Origin of the sequence: Vibrio sp. Vb339, assembly GCF_902751245.1 — a bacterium.
GTDB classification, from domain to species: Bacteria; Pseudomonadota; Gammaproteobacteria; order Enterobacterales; family Vibrionaceae; genus Vibrio; species Vibrio coralliirubri.
The window spans coordinates 15,937-34,440 of the sequence record NZ_CADDIS010000004.1 but is presented as its reverse complement, the minus strand read 5'-3'; the positions used below and the strand labels follow the sequence as shown (position 1 = coordinate 34,440).

Here is an 18,504-nt window from a genome sequence, read left to right as displayed (position 1 = left end):
ACCTATGCTAAACAAATGTACTTTCATCATAGAGCAATTTATCGTTTAGCCAATCCAGAGCACGCACTTCTAACAGAACTTTGACGCTGAAAAAACCAACAGTTTACTGAGGTAAGTGATTGTGAGCAAAACTTAATATCGCTTGGGATACCTCTTTTAATACCCCACTCTCAAGCTGCCAATGGTGCCAATAGATGCGATAAGAGAGCAGAAAGCCAGGGGTAATATCAATCAGAGCACCAGACTCTAGCTCATCGATAATCTGTAATCGAGGAATCAAGCAATAGGCGACACCCGATAATGCCAAGCGCACAAACGCTTCTGAACTGCCGACCGTATGGTTGATCACACTGTCTCTCGGGACGTTAAAATGATCATGCAGAAACTTCTTATGCAGATCATCGTATTGATCATAGGAAACCGCAGGCGCTTTGCTTAAGGTGGCGTAGTTTACGCCCTCTGCGAAGTAACGCTGATGAAAGTCAGGGCTAGCCACACACACATAATCCATCCTACCGAGATAGTCGGCACTGCAGCCAGGAATCGCTTGAGACTCCAAACTGATTGCACCGGCCACCTCGCCACTTTTAATCTTTTCGATGGTTCTCGACTCACCATGAATCGCGAGGTTCAGTTCCACTTGGCGAGACTTCATCACATCCGACAAAGCTGGTAGCAGCCATGTCGCCAAACTATCAGCGTTGGTGGCTATAGATATCGATAGTGGCTGAGAGCCCTCTTCATTCATTAACTCAGGCACAAGCTCGTGCTCTAACAAACGAACACGGCGATATAAGCCCAGTAATTTTTTACCCGCAGGCGTTGGCCTAGGTGGGCTTTCTCTCACTAAGGCAGGCTGAGCCAACCACTTTTCCAACTGTTTGATGCGCTGAGATACCGCCGACTGGGAGATATATAACTGCTCAGCAGCCCTTTCGAAGCTACGTTGTTTTACTACGGCATCCAATGCTTCTATCCATTTATAATCCAATCCACGCATCAATTTGCTTCCTTTTTAAGCTAACCCACCAACACATTAGCAACTCTAATAATGGATTAAAATCATTAATTATACTTATTTAAAGGGTCGGAGTATCTTCGCCATATAGCACGTAAATATCGTTAAATAAGTGGAGGTTAAAATGAGTTTTTGGGTTTTATTACAAGGTTTTGGTCTAGGGGCGAGTATGATTATCCCTATTGGCGCTCAAAATGCGTACGTCCTAAATCAAGGGATAAAACGCAATCATCATTTAACGACAGCAACGATTTGTAGCCTGCTCGATACTCTGTTTATCTCATTGGGTATTTTTGGCGGCGGAGCAATATTGTCGCAAAATGAATTACTGCTTACCTCAGTGACATTAGGTGGCATCGCTTTTCTGACTGTGTATGGTTTGCTATCACTACGCAGTGCATTCAAAGTGCGCACCAGTGATGAATCGAAAGGTGAGATATTGGCGCGTGGTAAGCGCACTGTTATTTTGGGAGCATTGGCAGTAACAGTATTAAACCCACACCTCTATTTAGATACCGTGGTAATTCTTGGATCCATTGGTGGGCAATTTGAAGGTAACGACAGAATTGCTTTTGCTATGGGAACCATCTTGGCTTCATTTGTTTGGTTTTACTCTTTGTCACTGGGCGCAGCAAAGCTAGGCCCAACGCTATCTAAACCGAATGTTAAGAAAGGCATTGATATCGCAGTCGCGACTATGATGTTCGCAATTGCTGCTGTGCTTACCAATGGACTGATTGAGCAATATTGGTAAATCTATTTTGCTTCATGAAACCAACAAAAAAGGCGGATAACCTAAGTTATCCGCCTTTCCTTATAAAAGCTTATAGCTATAAAAACTAACTAAAAATTAAGCTTCTACTTTATTCATGTGTACATCCATTTGCGGGAATGGAATTTCGATACCTTCGTTATCCAAGCCTTCTTTGATTGCTTGCATAAGGTCAAAATACACATCCCAGTACTCTGCTGTGTTAACCCATGGGCGAACAACAAAGTTTACTGAAGAGTCCGCTAGCGTGTGAACACCAACTTGAACACCAGGCTCTTTCAGGACACGCTCATCAGATTCACAGATCTTAGTCAGTAGCGCTTTTGTCTTTTGAAGATCAGCGTTGTAAGAAACACCAATCATTAGATCAATACGGCGCGTCGCATGACGAGAATAGTTTGTGATTGGACTACCAATAACACTACCGTTTGGTACCACAACCATTTTGTTGTCTGGCGTTGTTAGAACCGTTTGGAAGATCTGAATTGAATCAACTGAACCTGCTACACCACCAATTTCCACATAGTCACCAGACTTGAATGGACGGAATGCAACGATAAGTACACCAGCAGCAAAGTTAGAGAGTGAGCCTTGTAGTGCAAGACCAACGGCTAAACCAGCCGCACCAATAACAGCAACTACAGATGCCGTTTGAACACCTAAACGACCAAGTGCAGCAATTAAAACAATAACAAACAATAGGTAGCGAACTAAGCCGTGAATAAATTCCACAACAGCTCGGTCCATTTTCTTCTTCTGAAGAACCTTAGACACGCTATTCGCTACTGCTTTAACAATAAGGTTACCAATAAATAGAATTATCAGTGCTGAAATGATATTTACGCCATATTGGATAAATAAATCTGAATTATTTGTTAACCACTGCTCTGCTTGAGACAAACCATCCACAAGTGGAGTCTCAATCGCTGTCGAACTATCAGCCATAATGTGCATCCTCTATATAATATGCTATGGGCTAAACTGCCTTAAGCCTAATTTACTCTGCTATATAATAAACAGTTTAATTACCGTTAAGTCATTGTGTTAAAAGTAAATTAAAGCCAAGTCCTTTTTATAAACTGAACCAAGTTCAGTTTTTCGGCACGATATCCTATCTTTGACAGATTGCAAAGTCATATTTATGTAAGCTTTTGAATTATTAAAACTTACCGATAAACACAAATACCGATAACTAAAAGACTACGAAATTTATTCACCGTAGGCTAGGTTTTTCACATATTTAATACAAGTTTTTATCAGACATAAAAAAACCCGCTCGATGAGCGGGTTTTTAAAACTTAAAGAGTACTTAATTCAAAGAATTATAGTACGTCTACAGCGTTAAGGTCAGCAAATGCTTTCTCTAGACGAGCAACCATTGAAGCTTGACCAGCACGTAGCCATACGCGTGGATCGTAGTACTTCTTGTTTGGAGCAGCTTCGCCAGTTGGGTTGCCGATTTGACCTTGTAGGAAATCGAAGTTGTCAGCAGAGTACTGACGGATACCGTCCCAAGTTGCCCACTGTGTATCAGTATCGATGTTCATTTTGATAACACCGTAGCCGATAGACTCTTGGATTTCTGCTTCAGAAGAACCAGAACCACCGTGGAATACGAAGTTTAGAGCGTTAGGTGCGATACCGAACTTCTCTGCACAGTATGCTTGAGAATCACGTAGGATAGTTGGAGTAAGTACAACGTTACCAGCTTGGTAAACACCGTGTACGTTACCGAAAGATGCAGCGATAGTGAAACGTGGGCTAACAGCCATTAGTTTCTCGTAAGCGTATGCTACGTCTTCTGGAGAAGTGTAAAGCTCAGATGCGTCCATATCAGAGTTATCAACGCCGTCTTCTTCACCACCAGTACAACCAAGTTCGATCTCGATTGTCATGTTCATTTTAGCCATGCGCTCTAGGTACTTAGCACATGTTTCGATGTTCTCTTCTAGAGACTCTTCAGAAAGGTCTAGCATGTGAGAAGAGAATAGAGGCTTACCAGTTTGTGCGAAGAACTCTTCACCAGCGTCTAGTAGACCGTCGATCCATGGAAGAAGTTTCTTAGCAGCGTGGTCAGTGTGCAGGATAACTGGAACACCGTAAGCTTCAGCTACAGCGTGTACGTATTTTGCACCAGCTACAGCGCCAAGAACTTGTGCGCCTTGACCTTCAAGTTTAACGCCTTTACCTGCGAAGAATGCAGCGCCGCCGTTAGAGAACTGAACAACTACTGGAGCTTTAACTTTAGCAGCTGCTTCTAGTACTGCGTTTACAGAGTCAGTACCAACAACGTTTACAGCAGGAAGAGCAAATTTGTTTTCTTTTGCTACTTCAAATACTTTCTGTACGTCATCGCCAGAAATCACACCAGGTTTTACAAAATCGAAGATCTTAGACATGGAAATAGTCCTATTTATTCTATCGTTTTAAGATTAAAAAACTTAAGTTTAAAAACTTGCAATCGTTTGCTCACAACTTATGCCATTCTAGCAAAAAAGTGTGATATGCAGCAAACGTTAAAAGGCGAGATTCACATCTCGCCTTTCTAAATCAATTATGCTTTAGCACGCTCTTCAAGCATTGCTACTGCAGGAAGTACTTTACCTTCAACGAATTCAAGGAAAGCGCCACCGCCAGTAGAGATGTAAGAAACGTCAGCTTTGATACCGAACTTGTCGATAGCTGCTAGCGTGTCACCGCCACCTGCTACAGAGAAACCTGCAGACTCAGCGATTGCTTTAGAGATACCCGCTGTACCCGCTTCGAAGTTCTTAAATTCGAATACGCCTACAGGGCCGTTCCAAAGGATAGTTTTCGCGTTGCCGATGATTTCAGCTAGTGCCGCAGTTGAATCTGGACCAAGGTCGAAGATCATGTCGTCGTCTTGAACTTCAGAAACGTGCTTGATTTCAGCTTCTGCGTTTTCGTCGAATGCTTTAGCACATGCAACGTCAGTTGCTACTGGGATAGCACACTCTTTCATTAGCTTTTGAGCCGTTTCAACTAGGTCAGCTTCGTATAGAGACTTACCTACGTTGTGACCTTCAGCAGCGATGAATGTGTTCGCGATACCACCACCAACAACAAGCTGGTCAGCAATTTTAGAAAGAGATTCTAGAACGGTTAGTTTAGTAGAAACCTTAGAACCACCAACGATAGCCACTAGTGGGCGAGCTGGGTTGTCCATTGCTTTACCAAGCGCTTCAAGCTCAGCAGCTAGAAGAGGGCCAGCACAAGCTACAGGAGCGTAAGTACCAACGCCGTGTGTAGAAGCTTGAGCACGGTGAGCTGTACCGAATGCATCCATTACGAAGATGTCACATAGTGCAGCGTATTGCTTAGAAAGTGCTTCTTCGTTCTTCTTCTCGCCTTTGTTAAAGCGAACGTTTTCAAGAACAACAAGTTCACCAGCGTTTAGCTCTAGGCCGTTTACGTAATCTTTAGCTAGTTTAACTTCGCAGTCTAGTGCGTCGTTTAGGTAGTTAACTACAGGGGCTAGAGAGAACTCTTCGTTGTATTCGCCTTCAGTAGGACGACCAAGGTGAGAAGTAACCATTACCTTTGCGCCAGCTTCTAGGCAAAGTTTGATAGTTGGTAGAGATGCAAGGATACGTGCATCTGAAGTTACTTTACCGTCTTTTACTGGTACGTTTAGGTCAGCACGGATAAATACGCGTTTACCTGCAAGTTCCAGGTCAGTCATCTTGATCACAGACATGATTTGTCCTCTCAAATTTAAATAAATATAAAGTTTTGGAAACTCAGCAACCCTGCTAAGCCTATAAATTATTCAACTGGTAATTCTTTCACTACTAATAATATGTGGACTCTTAGTATTTATTTCAAGCTAAAAAATAAATAATCCGCACATTTGCTTCTAGGTCTTACTTCTTGCCTTCAGAAGCTTGCATTGCAAGAACCGTATCCAGCATTCGGTTCGCAAAGCCCCATTCATTATCACACCACACTAGCATTTTAACTAAGTGGCCGTTGCTCACTCGCGTTTGTGAACCATCAACGATTGCGCTATGGGGATCGTGATTAAAGTCGATGGAAACGAGCGGCGCTTCAGTATAGTCAACTATATTGTGTAATGTACACTGGGATGCATTAACAATGGTTTGATTTACGTCATTAACTTTCACATTTGCATTAATTGTGACACTTAAATCCATCGCTGTTACGTTTACCGTCGGCACACGCACAGATATAGCTTCAAATTTGTTGGAAAATTTCGGGAAGATTCTTTCAATACCTTTATGCAACTTGGTATCGACAGGAATGATCGATTGGCTTGCTGCTCGAGTACGACGCAAGTCGCTGTGATACGCATCGATAACTTGTTGATCATTCATTGAAGAGTGAATAGTCGTAATCGTACCGGACTCAATGCCAAAGGCGTCATCAAGAACCTTAATGATAGGGACAATACAGTTGGTGGTGCATGAACCATTGGAAACGATTCGGTGGTCCGCTTCGATGGTATCGTGATTCACACCATAGATAATGGTGTTATCGAGGTCATTGGCACCTGGATGAGAAAACAGTACCTTTTTTGCCCCTGCAGCAATGTGCGCGAGGCCGTCATCTCGGCAACCATAAACACCGGTACAGTCGAGAACAATATCCACCTCAAGGTCACGCCAAGGCAACAGATCAATATCAGCAAGATGTAAGATACGAATGGTATCAAACTCACCCTTGTCTTCAGCACCAATGCCATGATGGACATAGATATGCTCTTGATCGTTAGAGATTTTCTTACCGAAGCGGCCGTGACTGGTGTCGTACTGCAATAGGTGAGCCATAGCGTCAGGCTGAGCAAGCTCATTGACAGCTACTACTTTGATTTGTTGGCTTTTGCCACTTTCATAGACAGCGCGCAATACATTACGCCCTATTCGTCCAAATCCATTTATCGCGACTTTTAGCATAGTTCCGTACATCTAACCAAAATTTCGTGCAACAGATGATAACTGAATCCTACCCAAAAGGCATTACTTGAATAACTCAGCTTGTTCATGACAGATTGATCTGTTGCTTATAGAGATGAGTCTAGGAGAAACAAATCCCAGAGACAAAAAACCGAGCTCAGTGCTCGGTTTTTTTATTCATTTCATTGTTAGCACTAAGCTAGCAATCAATGATTAAGCAAGAAGCTCTTTCGCTGTGTTTACTACGTTTTCAGTAGTGAAACCGAACATCTTGAATAGTTCGCCTGCTGGTGCAGATTCGCCGAACGTTGTCATACCGATAATCTTGCCACCGAAACCAACGTACTTGTACCAGAAGTCAGCGATGCCAGCTTCTACTGCGATACGTGCAGTTACATCAGATGGAAGTACAGACTCACGGTATTCAGCATCTTGCTTGTCGAACGCGTCAGTTGCAGGCATAGATACTACGCGTACTGCTTTACCTTCAGCGGTTAGTTGTGCAGCAGCTTCAACTGCAAGCTCAACTTCAGAACCCGTTGCAATGATGATTAGCTCTGGCTTACCAGCACAATCTTTCAGGATGTAACCACCCTTAGCGATGTTAGCTACTTGCTCAGCGTCACGATCTTGTTGTGCAAGGTTTTGACGAGAGAAGATTAAAGATGAAGGACCATCTTTACGCTCAATAGCCAGTTTCCAAGCAACTGCTGATTCAACTTGGTCACATGGGCGCCATGTGCTCATGTTTGGAGTCAGACGTAGAGAAGCGATCTGCTCAACCGGTTGGTGAGTAGGACCATCTTCGCCTAGGCCGATAGAGTCATGCGTGTAAACTTGGATGTTCTGAACTTTCATCAGAGCAGCCATACGCATTGCATTACGAGCGTATTCCATGAACATTAGGAACGTTGCGCCGTATGGTACGAAACCACCGTGCAGAGCGATACCGTTCATGATAGCCGTCATACCGAATTCACGTACACCGTAGTGGATGTAGTTACCAGAGAAGTCAGTTGCTTCAAGAGACTTAGAACCAGACCACATAGTTAGGTTAGAAGGCGCAAGGTCAGCAGAGCCGCCCATGAATTCTGGAAGCATTTGACCAAACGCTTCTAGTGCGTTTTGAGATGCTTTACGTGATGCGATGTTTGCTGGGTTAGCTTGAAGATCAGCAATGATTGCGTTTGCTTTCTCTTCCCACTCAGCTGGAAGTTCGCCGTTAGTACGACGTTTGAATTCTGCTGCTAGCTCAGGGTAAGCCGCTGCGTATGCGTCAAACTTAGCATTCCACGCTGCTTCTTTCGCTGCGCCTGCTTCTTTTGCATTCCACTCAGCTGCAATATCCGCAGGGATTTCAAAAGGACCGTGTTCCCAACCCAGTGCCGCTTTAGTTGCTGTGATTTCATCAGCACCTAGTGGAGCACCGTGACAGTCGTGCGTACCTGCTTTGTTTGGAGAACCAAAACCGATGATAGTTTTAGTACAGATAAGTGTAGGGCGAGGGTCCGCTTTAGCCGCTTCAATTGCTGCGTTGATAGCGTCAGAGTCGTGACCATCTACCGCTGGGATTACATGCCAGCCGTAAGCTTCAAAACGCTTAGGTGTATCGTCAGAGAACCAACCTTCAACTTCACCATCGATAGAGATACCGTTGTCATCCCAGAAAGCAACCAGCTTACCAAGACCAAGCGTACCTGCTAGCGAACATGCTTCGTGAGAGATACCTTCCATCAGACAGCCATCACCCATGAATGCATAAGTGTAGTGGTCTACGATGTCGTGGCCTTCTTTGTTGAACTGAGCAGCAAGCGCTTTCTCAGCCATTGCCATACCAACAGCGTTCGTGATGCCTTGACCTAGAGGACCAGTCGTTGTCTCGATACCAGGAGCGTAACCGTACTCTGGGTGACCTGGAGTCTTAGAGTGCAGTTGACGGAAGTTTTTCAGGTCTTCAATTGAAAGCTCGTAACCTGCAAGGTGAAGCAGAGAGTAAATCAACATTGAACCATGGCCGTTAGACAAGATAAAACGGTCGCGGTCAGCCCACTCTGGGTTTGCTGGGTTGTGGTTCAAGTGGCCACGCCAAAGAACTTCAGCGATGTCAGCCATACCCATAGGTGCGCCTGGGTGGCCTGAATTTGCTTGTTGAACACCGTCCATGCTAAGTGCGCGGATTGCATTGGCTAGATCTTTACGAGAAGGCATGTCTGCTCCTGAGTACATAAGCGATTTAAAAAGAGATAATTGCTAAAGTTTTCATTTTTATTAGCGCGGGTATTCTCTCAAACGACTATTGCGACTGCAAACGTTTTACTGGCATTTTAACGGTCATTTTTCGCAATTTTCGAACATTTACATCACTTGGCAGTGGCTTATCCCAATCAATACGCAAACGATTAGTTATGACATATCATAAAAAAGAGCTTGTAATTCGACCGCTGGAATTTAGAATAGCCGTCTAGATGTAGAAACACCTACAAAATATACTGTATTTAATGGCGGCGCTTCCTAGCTTGCGACGCCATAAACTATTTACACCAAAAACTAAAAGTGGAGCTCTCATGGCTAAGCACCTATTCACTTCTGAATCTGTTTCAGAAGGCCATCCAGATAAAATTGCAGACCAAATCTCTGATGCTGTTCTTGATGCCATCTTGGAACAAGATCCAAAAGCACGTGTTGCTTGTGAGACTTACGTTAAAACCGGCATGGTTATGGTTGGCGGTGAAGTAACAACGTCTGCATGGGTTGATATCGAAGAAATCACTCGTGAAACAGTACGTGAAATTGGTTACGTTCATTCTGATATGGGCTTTGACGCTGACTCTTGTGCTGTTCTAAACACAATTGGTAAGCAGTCTCCAGACATCAACCAAGGTGTTGATAAAGAAGACCCTAAAGAGCAAGGCGCAGGCGACCAAGGCATCATGTTTGGTTACGCGACTAACGAAACTCCTATCCTAATGCCAGCTCCAATTACTTACTCTCACCTTCTTGTTAAGAAGCAAGCTGAAGTACGTAAGAGCGGTAAACTTGACTTCCTTCGCCCAGATGCGAAATCTCAAGTTACGTTCCAATACGACCAAGGTAAGATCGTTGGTATCGACGCTGTTGTTCTTTCGACTCAACACTGCGATTCAGTAACAACACCTGACCTACGTGAAGCAGTAATGGAAGAGATCATCAAGCCAGTACTTCCTGCTGAGTGGATCAACAAAGACACTAACTTCTTCATCAACCCAACAGGCCGTTTCGTAATCGGTGGCCCAATGGGTGACTGTGGTCTAACAGGTCGTAAGATCATCGTTGATACCTACGGCGGCGCAGCTCGTCACGGTGGCGGCGCATTCTCAGGTAAAGATCCATCAAAAGTTGACCGTTCTGCAGCTTACGCGGCTCGTTACGTTGCGAAAAACATCGTTGCTGCTGGCATGGCTGACCGTTGTGAGATTCAACTGTCTTACGCTATCGGTGTTGCTGATCCAACATCTATCATGGTTGAAACGTTTGGTACTGAAAAAGTAGCTCACGAAATCATCATCGAAGCAGTTCGTCAAAACTTCGACCTACGTCCATACGGTCTTCAAGAGATGCTGAACCTTCTTCAGCCTATCTACAAGCAGACTGCTGCATACGGCCACTTCGGTCGTGAAGAGTTCCCTTGGGAAGCGACTGACAAAGCAGCAATCCTTGCGGACTTCGCTGGCCTAAAATAATTTAGCCACTGCGATTCGTTTCTTTAAAGCCCTTACTTCTTAGTAAGGGCTTTATTTTTATGTACTTACCGAACTTTCACTCGCCATCCCCTTCTCTAATACCCTTCTTTACCGTTAACCACTTAGTATAAAAAACCACTGATAATTTGTGTTTTCTAACACTACTGACAATAGTTAAGGTAACTCCTAAGCGATCAAGCTCACATTTAACTTAAATTAATTCAGTCTGATAACGCTCGTTAAATGCACGCTAGAACAAAAACTGGGATGACAAAGAGCAATTTAGCTCAACACCATAACTCTCACACAAGCCACACCGATGAGCCTTATGGAATTATAACTAGGACGTTATTTAACTAGGGGGATCTATGCCTCGTACCGCGCACCCATCCGAACTGAACGATAAAAAACACAAGGTCAGCGATAAGGATTACGCTCGCACCATTCCTTGCAACCAAATCAGTATTTCCGCACCCTTTCATTGGTTGTCGCTTGCTCTGCATGACTTAGTAAGAATGCCATTAATCAGCGCATTCTACGGTTTGTGCTTTATGGGAGCGGCAATCGCCATTGTTCAACTTGTCCAATGGCAAGGAACACACTTGGTCGTGATGCCAAGCCTGATCGTGTATATGCTAATAGGGCCGTTTCTTGCTCTGGGCTTGTATGACGCGGCTTGGGAAAGAGAAAAAGGACACAACGCAAGCCTACTGCACTCGATGAAAGCCATCACTCGCAACTCCACACACCAGTGGGCCTTTGCGATAGTATTGATGGTTGCGATGATATTCTGGATGCGTATCGCTGCGTTATTGCACGCACTCTACCCTTCGGTGCAAGGCGCACCACTGGCTGAATTTGCGCCCTTCTTAATCACAGGCTCTGTGATTGGTTTTGTTATCGCAAGCCTTATATTTAGCATCTCAGCATTTTCAATTCCACTGATGATGGAGAGACGCGTTGATGTGATGAGTGCGATTTTCACTAGCTTTAATGCCGTTAAATCGAACATCCCTGCGATGGTGGTATGGGCGAGTATTATTTGTGCCGGTATTCTGGTGGGGTTTGCTACCTACGGCATTGGTATGATCGTCACCATGCCGCTGCTTGGCTATGGTACATGGCATGCTTATCACGAGATAATTAAGAAGAATCACCATCTATAAATAATCGCCATATTAACGAGCAATGTTATGATGAGGCCTTAGCTTAAACGCTGAGGCCTTTTATTTGGAGTTAACAACGTTTGTCTTACACCCCGCAACAACATCGAGCAAATAAGAAATTGGCCGAGTGCCTAGCTATCGCAAATCAACATTTCTCTCGTGAATTTCCACACCCAATTATCACCTTCAAGTTAAGAGGTAAAGCGGCAGGAAAGGCCTACCTTCAGCTCAACGAAATTAAGCTCAACCACGTACTATTCTCTGAAAATGAAGACGCATTCATCAACGAGGTTGTGCCGCATGAACTCGCACACCTGATCACGCATCAGGTTTTCGGACGTGTTAGGCCTCACGGAAACGAGTGGAAATACGTGATGGAAAAAGTATTCAACGTGACAGCAAGAACAACTCACAGCTTTGAAATCGCGTCAGTTCAAGGGAAAACCTTTGAATATCGATGTGAGTGCACCACTTATCCATTATCAATCAGACGACACAACAAAGTACTTCGGAATCAATCGACCTACCGCTGCCAATTGTGCCAGCAAACCTTAGCTTTCACGGGAACTCAACTAAGCTAGTGACAGGTTGATTTACTAGGTAGAACAAATCTAATAGAGAGATCTAACATTTGAGTGCTAGACTGATGTTTATCATACTTTTATCAGTCTTTTTCTATGCAAAAACTCACCTTCAAAGCATTTGGCCTACCTGTGTCTTTTTACTTAACAATAGTATTTGGCCTACTGGTAACCCAAAGCGTTCTCGCCGCACCACCGAGCTCATTTTCCAAAGCAAAAAGAGAAGCGGTGAAGATTTATCTCGACCACCCGACTTCATTTTATTGTGGCTGTGACATTACATGGAAGGACAAAAAGAAAGGCATTCCTGACCTTGATGGCTGTGGTTATCAAGTCCGAAAACAACAAAAGCGGGCGAGTCGAATTGAGTGGGAACACGTGGTTCCAGCTTGGCAATTTGGCCACCAGCGTCAGTGCTGGCAAGATGGCGGGCGCAAGAATTGCACTCGTAATGACAAAGTATTCAAGTCCATGGAAGCCGATCTTCACAACCTGACACCTGCCATTGGTGAAGTAAACGGTGATCGCTCCAACTACAATTTCAGTCAGTGGAATGGCATGGATGGCGTGAGCTATGGCCAGTGTGAAATGCAGGTCAACTTCAAGCAGCGTAAAGTTATGCCGCCAGACAGAGCAAAAGGCTCTATCGCGCGTACCTATCTTTACATGAGCCAAGAATATGGTTTCAAGCTATCTAAACAACAAACCAACCTGATGATGGCGTGGAACAAGCAATTTCCTGTCGACAAGTGGGAATGTACTCGTGATGAGCGAATCTATGCCATCCAAGGTAATCACAACCCATTTGTTTACCCTGCTTGTAAATAAGCTCGCTCGCACAATCAACATTCCTTACTATCTCAAACAAGAGTTTCAGAATTGCCCCTGAAACTCTTGCTCTACCCTTGTTTTTTCAACTAAAAGCATCCATGTTAGGCAGAGACAAAACACCCAAATGAACATATTTATAGGTTTACCAGCATGAGAATCCCTCGTATCCATCACCCAGAACGCATTAATCAGTTAGGTTCACTCGCTTTAGGCGAAGATGCCGCGGGTCATGTTGGTCGTGTCCTTCGCATGAAAGAAGGCCAAGATGTTCTTCTATTTGATGGCAGTGGCGCTGAATTCCCTGCGACGATAGCCGAAGTATCAAAGAAAAATGTCACCGTTAATGTTTCTGAACGCATCGAGCGCAGCAGCGAATCTCCGTTAGACTTACATTTAGGCCAAGTGATTTCACGTGGCGACAAAATGGAGTTCACGATTCAGAAATCGGTTGAGCTTGGTGTGAACACCATTACCCCTCTAATTTCAGAGCGCTGTGGCGTTAAGCTTGATACAAAACGCTTCGAGAAAAAACTCGCACAGTGGCAAAAGATTGCTATCGCGGCGTGTGAACAGTGTGGCCGCAATACGGTTCCAGTCATTCGCCCAATTATGCAGCTTGAAGAGTGGTGCAGCGAACCAAGCGAAGCACTAAAACTAAACCTACACCCTCGTGCAAAGTACTCAATTAACACCCTTCCAGAACCTATCAGCAAGGTGCGCCTATTGATTGGTCCTGAAGGTGGCTTGTCAGCTGAAGAAATCGGCATGACAGAACAATACAAATTTGAAGAGACGCTACTCGGCCCACGTGTACTTCGTACTGAGACAGCAGCTCTAACCGCAATTACTGCCTTACAAGTCCGTTTTGGCGATCTAGGCTAGGAGAAAAAAATGATCAAACTTGGCATCGTAATGGATCCAATTTCATCCATTAACATCAAAAAAGACTCTAGCTTTGCCATGATGCTTGAAGCTCAACGTCGTGGTTACGAAATCCATTACATGGAAATGGATGATCTACACTTAGATCAAGGCGCAGCCATTGCTGACACTAAGGTTGTAGAATTAAAAGAAGATCCAAACGGTTGGTACGAATTCAAGTCAGAACAGACAATCGCGCTATCTGATTTAGATGCAGTATTAATGCGTAAAGATCCTCCATTTGACACTGAGTACATTTACGCGACTTACATTCTTGAGCGTGCTGAAGAGAACGGCGCCCTGATCGTAAACAAACCACAAAGCCTACGTGATTGTAACGAGAAGTTGTTCACAGCTTGGTTCCCAGAGCTAACACCGACAACCATCGTGACTCGTAAAGCGGAAAAGATTAAAGAATTTCGCGAGAAGCACGGTGATGTGATCCTTAAACCACTTGATGGTATGGGTGGTGCGTCAATCTTCCGCGTGAAGGAAGGCGATCCAAACGTATCGGTGATCATTGAAACGCTGACGAACCACGGTCAAAACTACGCAATGGCACAGACTTTTGTTCCTGACATCAGCAATGGTGATAAGCGTATTCTTGTCGTTGACGGTGAGCCAATGCCTTACTGCCTAGCTCGTATTCCCGCTAAAGGGGAAACACGCGGCAACCTAGCAGCCGGCGGTACGGGTGAGGCTCGTCCGTTAAGTGAAACAGATTGGGCTATCGCACGTGCAGTAGCTCCTTCACTAAAAGAAAAAGGCTTAATCTTTGTCGGACTTGATGTTATCGGTGACAAGCTGACAGAAATCAACGTGACTAGCCCCACTTGTATCCGTGAAATTGAAGCTGCTTTTGATATTTCGGTAACAGGTAAATTAATGGACGCAATCGAGCGTCGCGTTAACGCTAAATAGCCTAAACTAAAGAAAGCCTTAGCTATTCGCAAACGGCACAGAATCAATGAGCGGCTTCACGCCGCTCTTTTTCCTTTACTGGGAACACACTGGCAGGAGGCTCTATGAATTTAACGAACCACTTTCTGGTTGCTATGCCCGGAATGAAAGACCCCTACTTTCAAAATTCGGTAATTTACCTTTGTGAGCACAACGACGAAGGTGCGATGGGCTTAATGATCAACGCCCCTATCGATGTCACTGTCGGCAGCATGCTTAAACAAGTTGAGGTTGATTCTGAGCAGCCGAAATCCAACCAAGCAAGTCTTGATAAGCCAGTATTAAACGGTGGACCGGTCGCAGAAGACCGTGGGTTTATTTTGCACAAACCTAAAGGCAGCTATCAATCCAGCATCAACATGACAGATCAAATCTCGGTGACAACTTCAAAAGATATCTTGATGGTATTGGGCACAGAAGATGAGCCGATGAATTATTTAGTCGCACTTGGGTATGCAGGATGGGAACCAGGACAACTGGAAACCGAACTGACCGAGAACTCATGGTTAACCGTTGAAGCCGATCCGAAGGTCATCTTCGATACACCGATTTCTGACCGCTGGAAAGTCGCCGTGCAGATGTTAGGCATTAATGCAGCTCAGCTTTCAGCAGACGCTGGTCATGCTTAGCTCAAATCAGCTAAATAAAATATACAGACGCTCTCAAACACAGATAAATTTGGAAACCCCATGTCACGAACAATTATGGCCTTTGACTACGGTACAAAAAGTATCGGCAGTGCGATAGGACAAGAAATCACAGGCACCGCGAGCCCTCTAAAAGCTTTTAAAGCCAAAGATGGCATCCCAAATTGGGACGATATCGAAAAACAAATTAAGGAGTGGCAGCCGAACCTGATTGTAGTCGGCCTTCCTACCGACCTTCATGGTAAAGACTTAGCAACCATCACACCAAGAGCGAAGAAGTTCGCTAACCGTCTTAAAGGACGTTTTGGTGTCGATGTTGAGCTACATGATGAAAGACTATCGACCACAGAAGCAAGGGCCGACCTTTTTGAAATGGGCGGCTATAAAGCGCTAAGCAAAGGCAATGTTGATAACCAGTCTGCGGTCGTCATTTTAGAGAGCTGGTTTGAAGCACAATATTCTTGACGAAAATTAAGAGCTCAAAGATTAAACTCCTTTGTGATCCTATAATGATATTACGACGTAATGTCGAAGCAATTCATTATTAGGTAAGTGGGAGTTCACATGAAAATTTTTCTAGCAATCTTCGCCGCTCTAACCATTTCAGCATGCAGTTCAATGGGTGGTTCAGCGGGTTATACTGGCGAACAATACCCAACTAAAATTAAATTAGAGAAAGAGCGTGGCTACTCGAACGACAACAACAGCTTTGGCAATCACTGATTTATTGTGCTCAAAAAACCCGCTTTAGAGCGGGTTTTTTATTAACGTCTAATACCGAGCACTAGTCTAGTTCATATCAATTTTAACACCAGCCAACGCCCCAGTTCCGTAATCGTCATCACCACGTCTGGTTTTGAGCATTAAGCGTAAGTCATTAGCAGAATCCGCACTGTGGAACGCATCCTCTTCACTGATCTTGCCTGCTATCACTAAATCATACAAAGCTTGGTCAAAAGTCTGCATACCAATTTCTTTCGATTTTGCCATGGTTGCTTTCAGTTCGTGTAGTTCACCACGACGAATCAAGTCAGACACACGAGGGCTATTCAGCAGAATCTCGAATACACCATGACGCCCGCTGCCATTCTTATCGCGAATGAGTTGCTGAGCGACGACACCACGTAGATTCATCGATAGGTCAAACAAGAACTGCTCTTTCTGCTCTTTAGGCACCAAGTGGAGAATACGTTCTAACGCTTGGTTAGCGTTATTGGCGTGCAAGGTTGCCATACACAAGTGACCAGTTTCAGCAAAAGTCATCGCGTATTCCATGGTCTCACGGCTACGGATTTCACCAATCAGAATCATATCTGGTGCTTGGCGTAGCGAGTTCTTAAGCGCAGCTTCATAGCTCTCGGTGTCGAGTCCAACCTCACGTTGCGTTACGATGCACTTTTTATGTTCGTGGACGAACTCAATCGGATCTTCAACCGTCAAGATATGTCCCGAGCGATTGGTGTTGCGATAGCCGGTCATCGCGGCCATCGAGGTTGATTTACCAGAGCCAGTCGCACCAACCACCAGCACAAGTCCGCGCTTAGCAATTGAAAGGTCCTGTAGTACATCAGGAAGTTTTAATTGCTCAAAGGTTGGGATGTTAGTCTCGATACGTCGAATGACCGCTCCAGGTAGCTCTCGCTGAAAGAATGCACTGACACGAAAACGACCAAAGTCTCGCACAATCGCAAAATTAGCCTCACGCGTTTGCTGATATTCATCACGTCGGTCTTGTTCCATCATCGCATCAAGTAATTGAGCAACCTGAGCCGCATTCAGCTTCTCTCCTTGGGGGCGTAATTCGCCATCCACACGAAACAGGATTGGCGCATCGACCGTGATATAAAGATCCGATGCCTTTTGAGAAAGCATTCCCTCAAGGATTTGATTCAATTCCATTATGTACACCTTAATTAAAACATTGAGGTTTCAATTTCGATCTTTTTCTCGACCTCTTCCGAATCAACCAAGCCCTGCGCCATCAGCTGCTTCGCATTTTGTTCCATGGTCTGCATGCCGTGCGCTGCGCCCGTTTGAATAATCGAGTACATCTGCGCAACCTTGTCTTCACGAATCAAGTTTCTGATCGCAGGTGTTGCCATCATGATTTCATGACACGCCACACGACCACCACCAACACGCTTTAGCAGCTTCTGGGCTATCACCGAGCGCAGTGATTCAGACAACATCGAACGAACCATATCTTTATCGCTACCTGGGAACACATCGATAATACGGTCGATAGTTTTTGCCGCAGAACTGGTGTGCAGAGTACCAAACACTAAATGACCCGTTTCTGCAGCCGTTAACGCTAAGCTAATCGTCTCTTGGTCACGAAGCTCACCAACCAGAATCACGTCTGGGTCTTCACGTAGCGCACTGCGCAGTGCCGCTTTAAAACTGTGAGTATCACGGTGAACTTCACGCTGGTTGACTAGGCATTTATTATTGGTGTGAACGAATTCAATCGGGTCTTCAATCGTCAGAATATGCTTATTGTGGTTGCGATTTACGTAATCAACCATCGCCGCAAGAGTCGTTGATTTACCAGAGCCAGTTGGACCAGTGACGAGCACTAACCCTTTTTCGTAGTTAGCAATCCTTTCGAAGATTTCAGGTGCGCCTAACTGCTCTAACGTTGGGATTTCGACAGGGATAGTTCGAAAGACCGCTGAGCAGCCACGGGCTTGGTTAAACGCATTAACACGGAAGCGACCAACATTGGGTAATTCAAAAGAGAAGTCGACTTCCAATTTTTCTTCAAACTCACCGCGTTGTGAATCGCTCATGATCTCAAAAACCAAACGATGCACATCAGCATGACTCAAAGCTGGGATTCCAAGCTTCCTTACTTCACCATCTATACGTACCATTGGAGATACACCCGCAGAAAGATGTAGATCTGACGCGTTATGCTTTACACTAAAATCTAGTAACTCAGTGATATCCATTTAT

18 protein-coding genes are annotated in these 18,504 nt (G+C 44.6%); 10 read left to right on the top strand and 8 right to left on the bottom strand.

Annotation, left to right across the window (positions count from 1 at the left end; genetic code table 11):
* Positions 1 to 103: 103 nt before the first annotated feature.
* Positions 104 to 1,000 (bottom strand): LysR family transcriptional regulator ArgP, encoded by an 897-nt coding sequence (locus HRQ85_RS18110; RefSeq protein ID WP_048605826.1) that lies wholly within the window; start codon positions 998 to 1,000, stop codon positions 104 to 106.
* Positions 1,001 to 1,142: 142 nt separating this feature from the next.
* On the opposite strand from HRQ85_RS18110, the gene HRQ85_RS18105 reads away from it, so the two are divergent.
* Positions 1,143 to 1,772 (top strand): LysE/ArgO family amino acid transporter, encoded by a 630-nt coding sequence (locus tag HRQ85_RS18105; protein WP_059022005.1) that lies wholly within the window; start codon positions 1,143 to 1,145, stop codon positions 1,770 to 1,772.
* Between the two features lie 96 nt (positions 1,773 to 1,868).
* On the opposite strand, the gene mscS is transcribed toward HRQ85_RS18105, so the two are convergent.
* The 5 genes from mscS to tkt all read right to left on the bottom strand — a co-directional run bounded on the left by mscS (position 1,869) and on the right by tkt (position 8,932).
* Positions 1,869 to 2,735, bottom strand: coding sequence for a small-conductance mechanosensitive channel MscS (mscS, locus tag HRQ85_RS18100; RefSeq protein WP_050644134.1), 867 nt, complete (start codon positions 2,733 to 2,735; stop codon positions 1,869 to 1,871).
* Positions 2,736 to 3,112: 377 nt separating this feature from the next.
* Positions 3,113 to 4,189, bottom strand: coding sequence for a class II fructose-bisphosphate aldolase (gene fbaA, locus HRQ85_RS18095; protein WP_010435694.1), 1,077 nt, complete (start codon positions 4,187 to 4,189; stop codon positions 3,113 to 3,115).
* A gap of 155 nt (positions 4,190 to 4,344) precedes the next feature.
* The gene (locus HRQ85_RS18090) at positions 4,345 to 5,508 is read right to left on the bottom strand and encodes a phosphoglycerate kinase (protein WP_017059064.1); all 1,164 of its coding nucleotides are present in this window, start codon (positions 5,506 to 5,508) and stop codon (positions 4,345 to 4,347) included.
* A 166-nt stretch (positions 5,509 to 5,674) separates the two neighbouring features.
* The gene (gene epd / locus HRQ85_RS18085; RefSeq protein WP_048611458.1) at positions 5,675 to 6,724 is read right to left on the bottom strand and encodes an erythrose-4-phosphate dehydrogenase; all 1,050 of its coding nucleotides are present in this window, start codon (positions 6,722 to 6,724) and stop codon (positions 5,675 to 5,677) included.
* Between the two features lie 213 nt (positions 6,725 to 6,937).
* Positions 6,938 to 8,932, bottom strand: coding sequence for a transketolase (tkt, locus tag HRQ85_RS18080; RefSeq protein WP_172380302.1), 1,995 nt, complete (start codon positions 8,930 to 8,932; stop codon positions 6,938 to 6,940).
* 356 nt (positions 8,933 to 9,288) lie between these two features.
* Between tkt and metK the strand changes: the two genes are divergently transcribed.
* The 9 genes from metK (at position 9,289) to HRQ85_RS18035 (ending at position 16,272) form a co-directional block, all read left to right on the top strand.
* Positions 9,289 to 10,443 (top strand): methionine adenosyltransferase, encoded by a 1,155-nt coding sequence (gene metK, locus HRQ85_RS18075; RefSeq protein WP_017062234.1) that lies wholly within the window; start codon positions 9,289 to 9,291, stop codon positions 10,441 to 10,443.
* A 368-nt stretch (positions 10,444 to 10,811) separates the two neighbouring features.
* On the top strand, positions 10,812 to 11,609 hold the full coding sequence (locus HRQ85_RS18070) for a DUF2189 domain-containing protein (protein ID WP_017069586.1): 798 nt from the start codon (positions 10,812 to 10,814) through the stop codon (positions 11,607 to 11,609).
* A gap of 80 nt (positions 11,610 to 11,689) precedes the next feature.
* Positions 11,690 to 12,190 carry a SprT family zinc-dependent metalloprotease gene (locus tag HRQ85_RS18065; protein ID WP_172380301.1) on the top strand — a complete coding sequence of 167 codons (501 nt, stop codon included), beginning with the start codon at positions 11,690 to 11,692 and terminating at the stop codon, positions 12,188 to 12,190.
* A gap of 96 nt (positions 12,191 to 12,286) precedes the next feature.
* Complete coding sequence (locus HRQ85_RS18060; protein ID WP_017062237.1) at positions 12,287 to 13,018, top strand: endonuclease; 732 nt, start codon at positions 12,287 to 12,289, stop codon at positions 13,016 to 13,018.
* A 153-nt stretch (positions 13,019 to 13,171) separates the two neighbouring features.
* The gene (gene rsmE / locus HRQ85_RS18055; RefSeq protein WP_172380300.1) at positions 13,172 to 13,903 is read left to right on the top strand and encodes a 16S rRNA (uracil(1498)-N(3))-methyltransferase; all 732 of its coding nucleotides are present in this window, start codon (positions 13,172 to 13,174) and stop codon (positions 13,901 to 13,903) included.
* A 9-nt stretch (positions 13,904 to 13,912) separates the two neighbouring features.
* Positions 13,913 to 14,863, top strand: coding sequence for a glutathione synthase (gene gshB / locus HRQ85_RS18050; protein ID WP_172380299.1), 951 nt, complete (start codon positions 13,913 to 13,915; stop codon positions 14,861 to 14,863).
* A gap of 104 nt (positions 14,864 to 14,967) precedes the next feature.
* The gene (locus HRQ85_RS18045; RefSeq protein WP_048611435.1) at positions 14,968 to 15,531 is read left to right on the top strand and encodes a YqgE/AlgH family protein; all 564 of its coding nucleotides are present in this window, start codon (positions 14,968 to 14,970) and stop codon (positions 15,529 to 15,531) included.
* Between the two features lie 60 nt (positions 15,532 to 15,591).
* Complete coding sequence (gene ruvX, locus HRQ85_RS18040) at positions 15,592 to 16,014, top strand: Holliday junction resolvase RuvX (RefSeq protein WP_017062240.1); 423 nt, start codon at positions 15,592 to 15,594, stop codon at positions 16,012 to 16,014.
* 99 nt (positions 16,015 to 16,113) lie between these two features.
* A complete protein-coding gene (locus HRQ85_RS18035) occupies positions 16,114 to 16,272 on the top strand; it encodes a hypothetical protein (RefSeq protein WP_162926813.1) in 159 nt (52 codons plus the stop codon).
* A 66-nt stretch (positions 16,273 to 16,338) separates the two neighbouring features.
* Here HRQ85_RS18035 and HRQ85_RS18030 read toward each other — a convergent pair whose 3' ends face one another.
* A complete protein-coding gene (locus HRQ85_RS18030) occupies positions 16,339 to 17,448 on the bottom strand; it encodes a PilT/PilU family type 4a pilus ATPase (RefSeq protein WP_172380298.1) in 1,110 nt (369 codons plus the stop codon).
* Positions 17,449 to 17,462: 14 nt separating this feature from the next.
* Complete coding sequence (locus tag HRQ85_RS18025; RefSeq protein ID WP_050621012.1) at positions 17,463 to 18,500, bottom strand: type IV pilus twitching motility protein PilT; 1,038 nt, start codon at positions 18,498 to 18,500, stop codon at positions 17,463 to 17,465.
* Positions 18,501 to 18,504 lie beyond the last annotated feature (4 nt).

Bases quoted from the DNA above. Each gene is read 5' to 3' on its own strand.
- HRQ85_RS18045 (WP_048611435.1), top strand. From the start codon at position 14,968: ATGAATTTAACGAACCACTTTCTGGTTGCTATGCCCGGAATGAAAGAC.
- ruvX (WP_017062240.1), top strand. From the start codon at position 15,592: ATGTCACGAACAATTATGGCCTTTGACTACGGTACAAAAAGTATCGGC.
- HRQ85_RS18105 (WP_059022005.1), top strand. From the start codon at position 1,143: ATGAGTTTTTGGGTTTTATTACAAGGTTTTGGTCTAGGGGCGAGTATG.
- HRQ85_RS18110 (WP_048605826.1), bottom strand. From the start codon at position 1,000: ATGCGTGGATTGGATTATAAATGGATAGAAGCATTGGATGCCGTAGTA.
- HRQ85_RS18035 (WP_162926813.1), top strand. From the start codon at position 16,114: ATGAAAATTTTTCTAGCAATCTTCGCCGCTCTAACCATTTCAGCATGC.
- gshB (WP_172380299.1), top strand. From the start codon at position 13,913: ATGATCAAACTTGGCATCGTAATGGATCCAATTTCATCCATTAACATC.
- HRQ85_RS18070 (WP_017069586.1), top strand. From the start codon at position 10,812: ATGCCTCGTACCGCGCACCCATCCGAACTGAACGATAAAAAACACAAG.
- HRQ85_RS18025 (WP_050621012.1), bottom strand. From the start codon at position 18,500: ATGGATATCACTGAGTTACTAGATTTTAGTGTAAAGCATAACGCGTCA.
- epd (WP_048611458.1), bottom strand. From the start codon at position 6,724: ATGCTAAAAGTCGCGATAAATGGATTTGGACGAATAGGGCGTAATGTA.
- tkt (WP_172380302.1), bottom strand. From the start codon at position 8,932: ATGCCTTCTCGTAAAGATCTAGCCAATGCAATCCGCGCACTTAGCATG.
- HRQ85_RS18090 (WP_017059064.1), bottom strand. From the start codon at position 5,508: ATGTCTGTGATCAAGATGACTGACCTGGAACTTGCAGGTAAACGCGTA.
- HRQ85_RS18060 (WP_017062237.1), top strand. From the start codon at position 12,287: ATGCAAAAACTCACCTTCAAAGCATTTGGCCTACCTGTGTCTTTTTAC.
- mscS (WP_050644134.1), bottom strand. From the start codon at position 2,735: ATGGCTGATAGTTCGACAGCGATTGAGACTCCACTTGTGGATGGTTTG.
- rsmE (WP_172380300.1), top strand. From the start codon at position 13,172: ATGAGAATCCCTCGTATCCATCACCCAGAACGCATTAATCAGTTAGGT.
- fbaA (WP_010435694.1), bottom strand. From the start codon at position 4,189: ATGTCTAAGATCTTCGATTTTGTAAAACCTGGTGTGATTTCTGGCGAT.
- HRQ85_RS18030 (WP_172380298.1), bottom strand. From the start codon at position 17,448: ATGGAATTGAATCAAATCCTTGAGGGAATGCTTTCTCAAAAGGCATCG.
- metK (WP_017062234.1), top strand. From the start codon at position 9,289: ATGGCTAAGCACCTATTCACTTCTGAATCTGTTTCAGAAGGCCATCCA.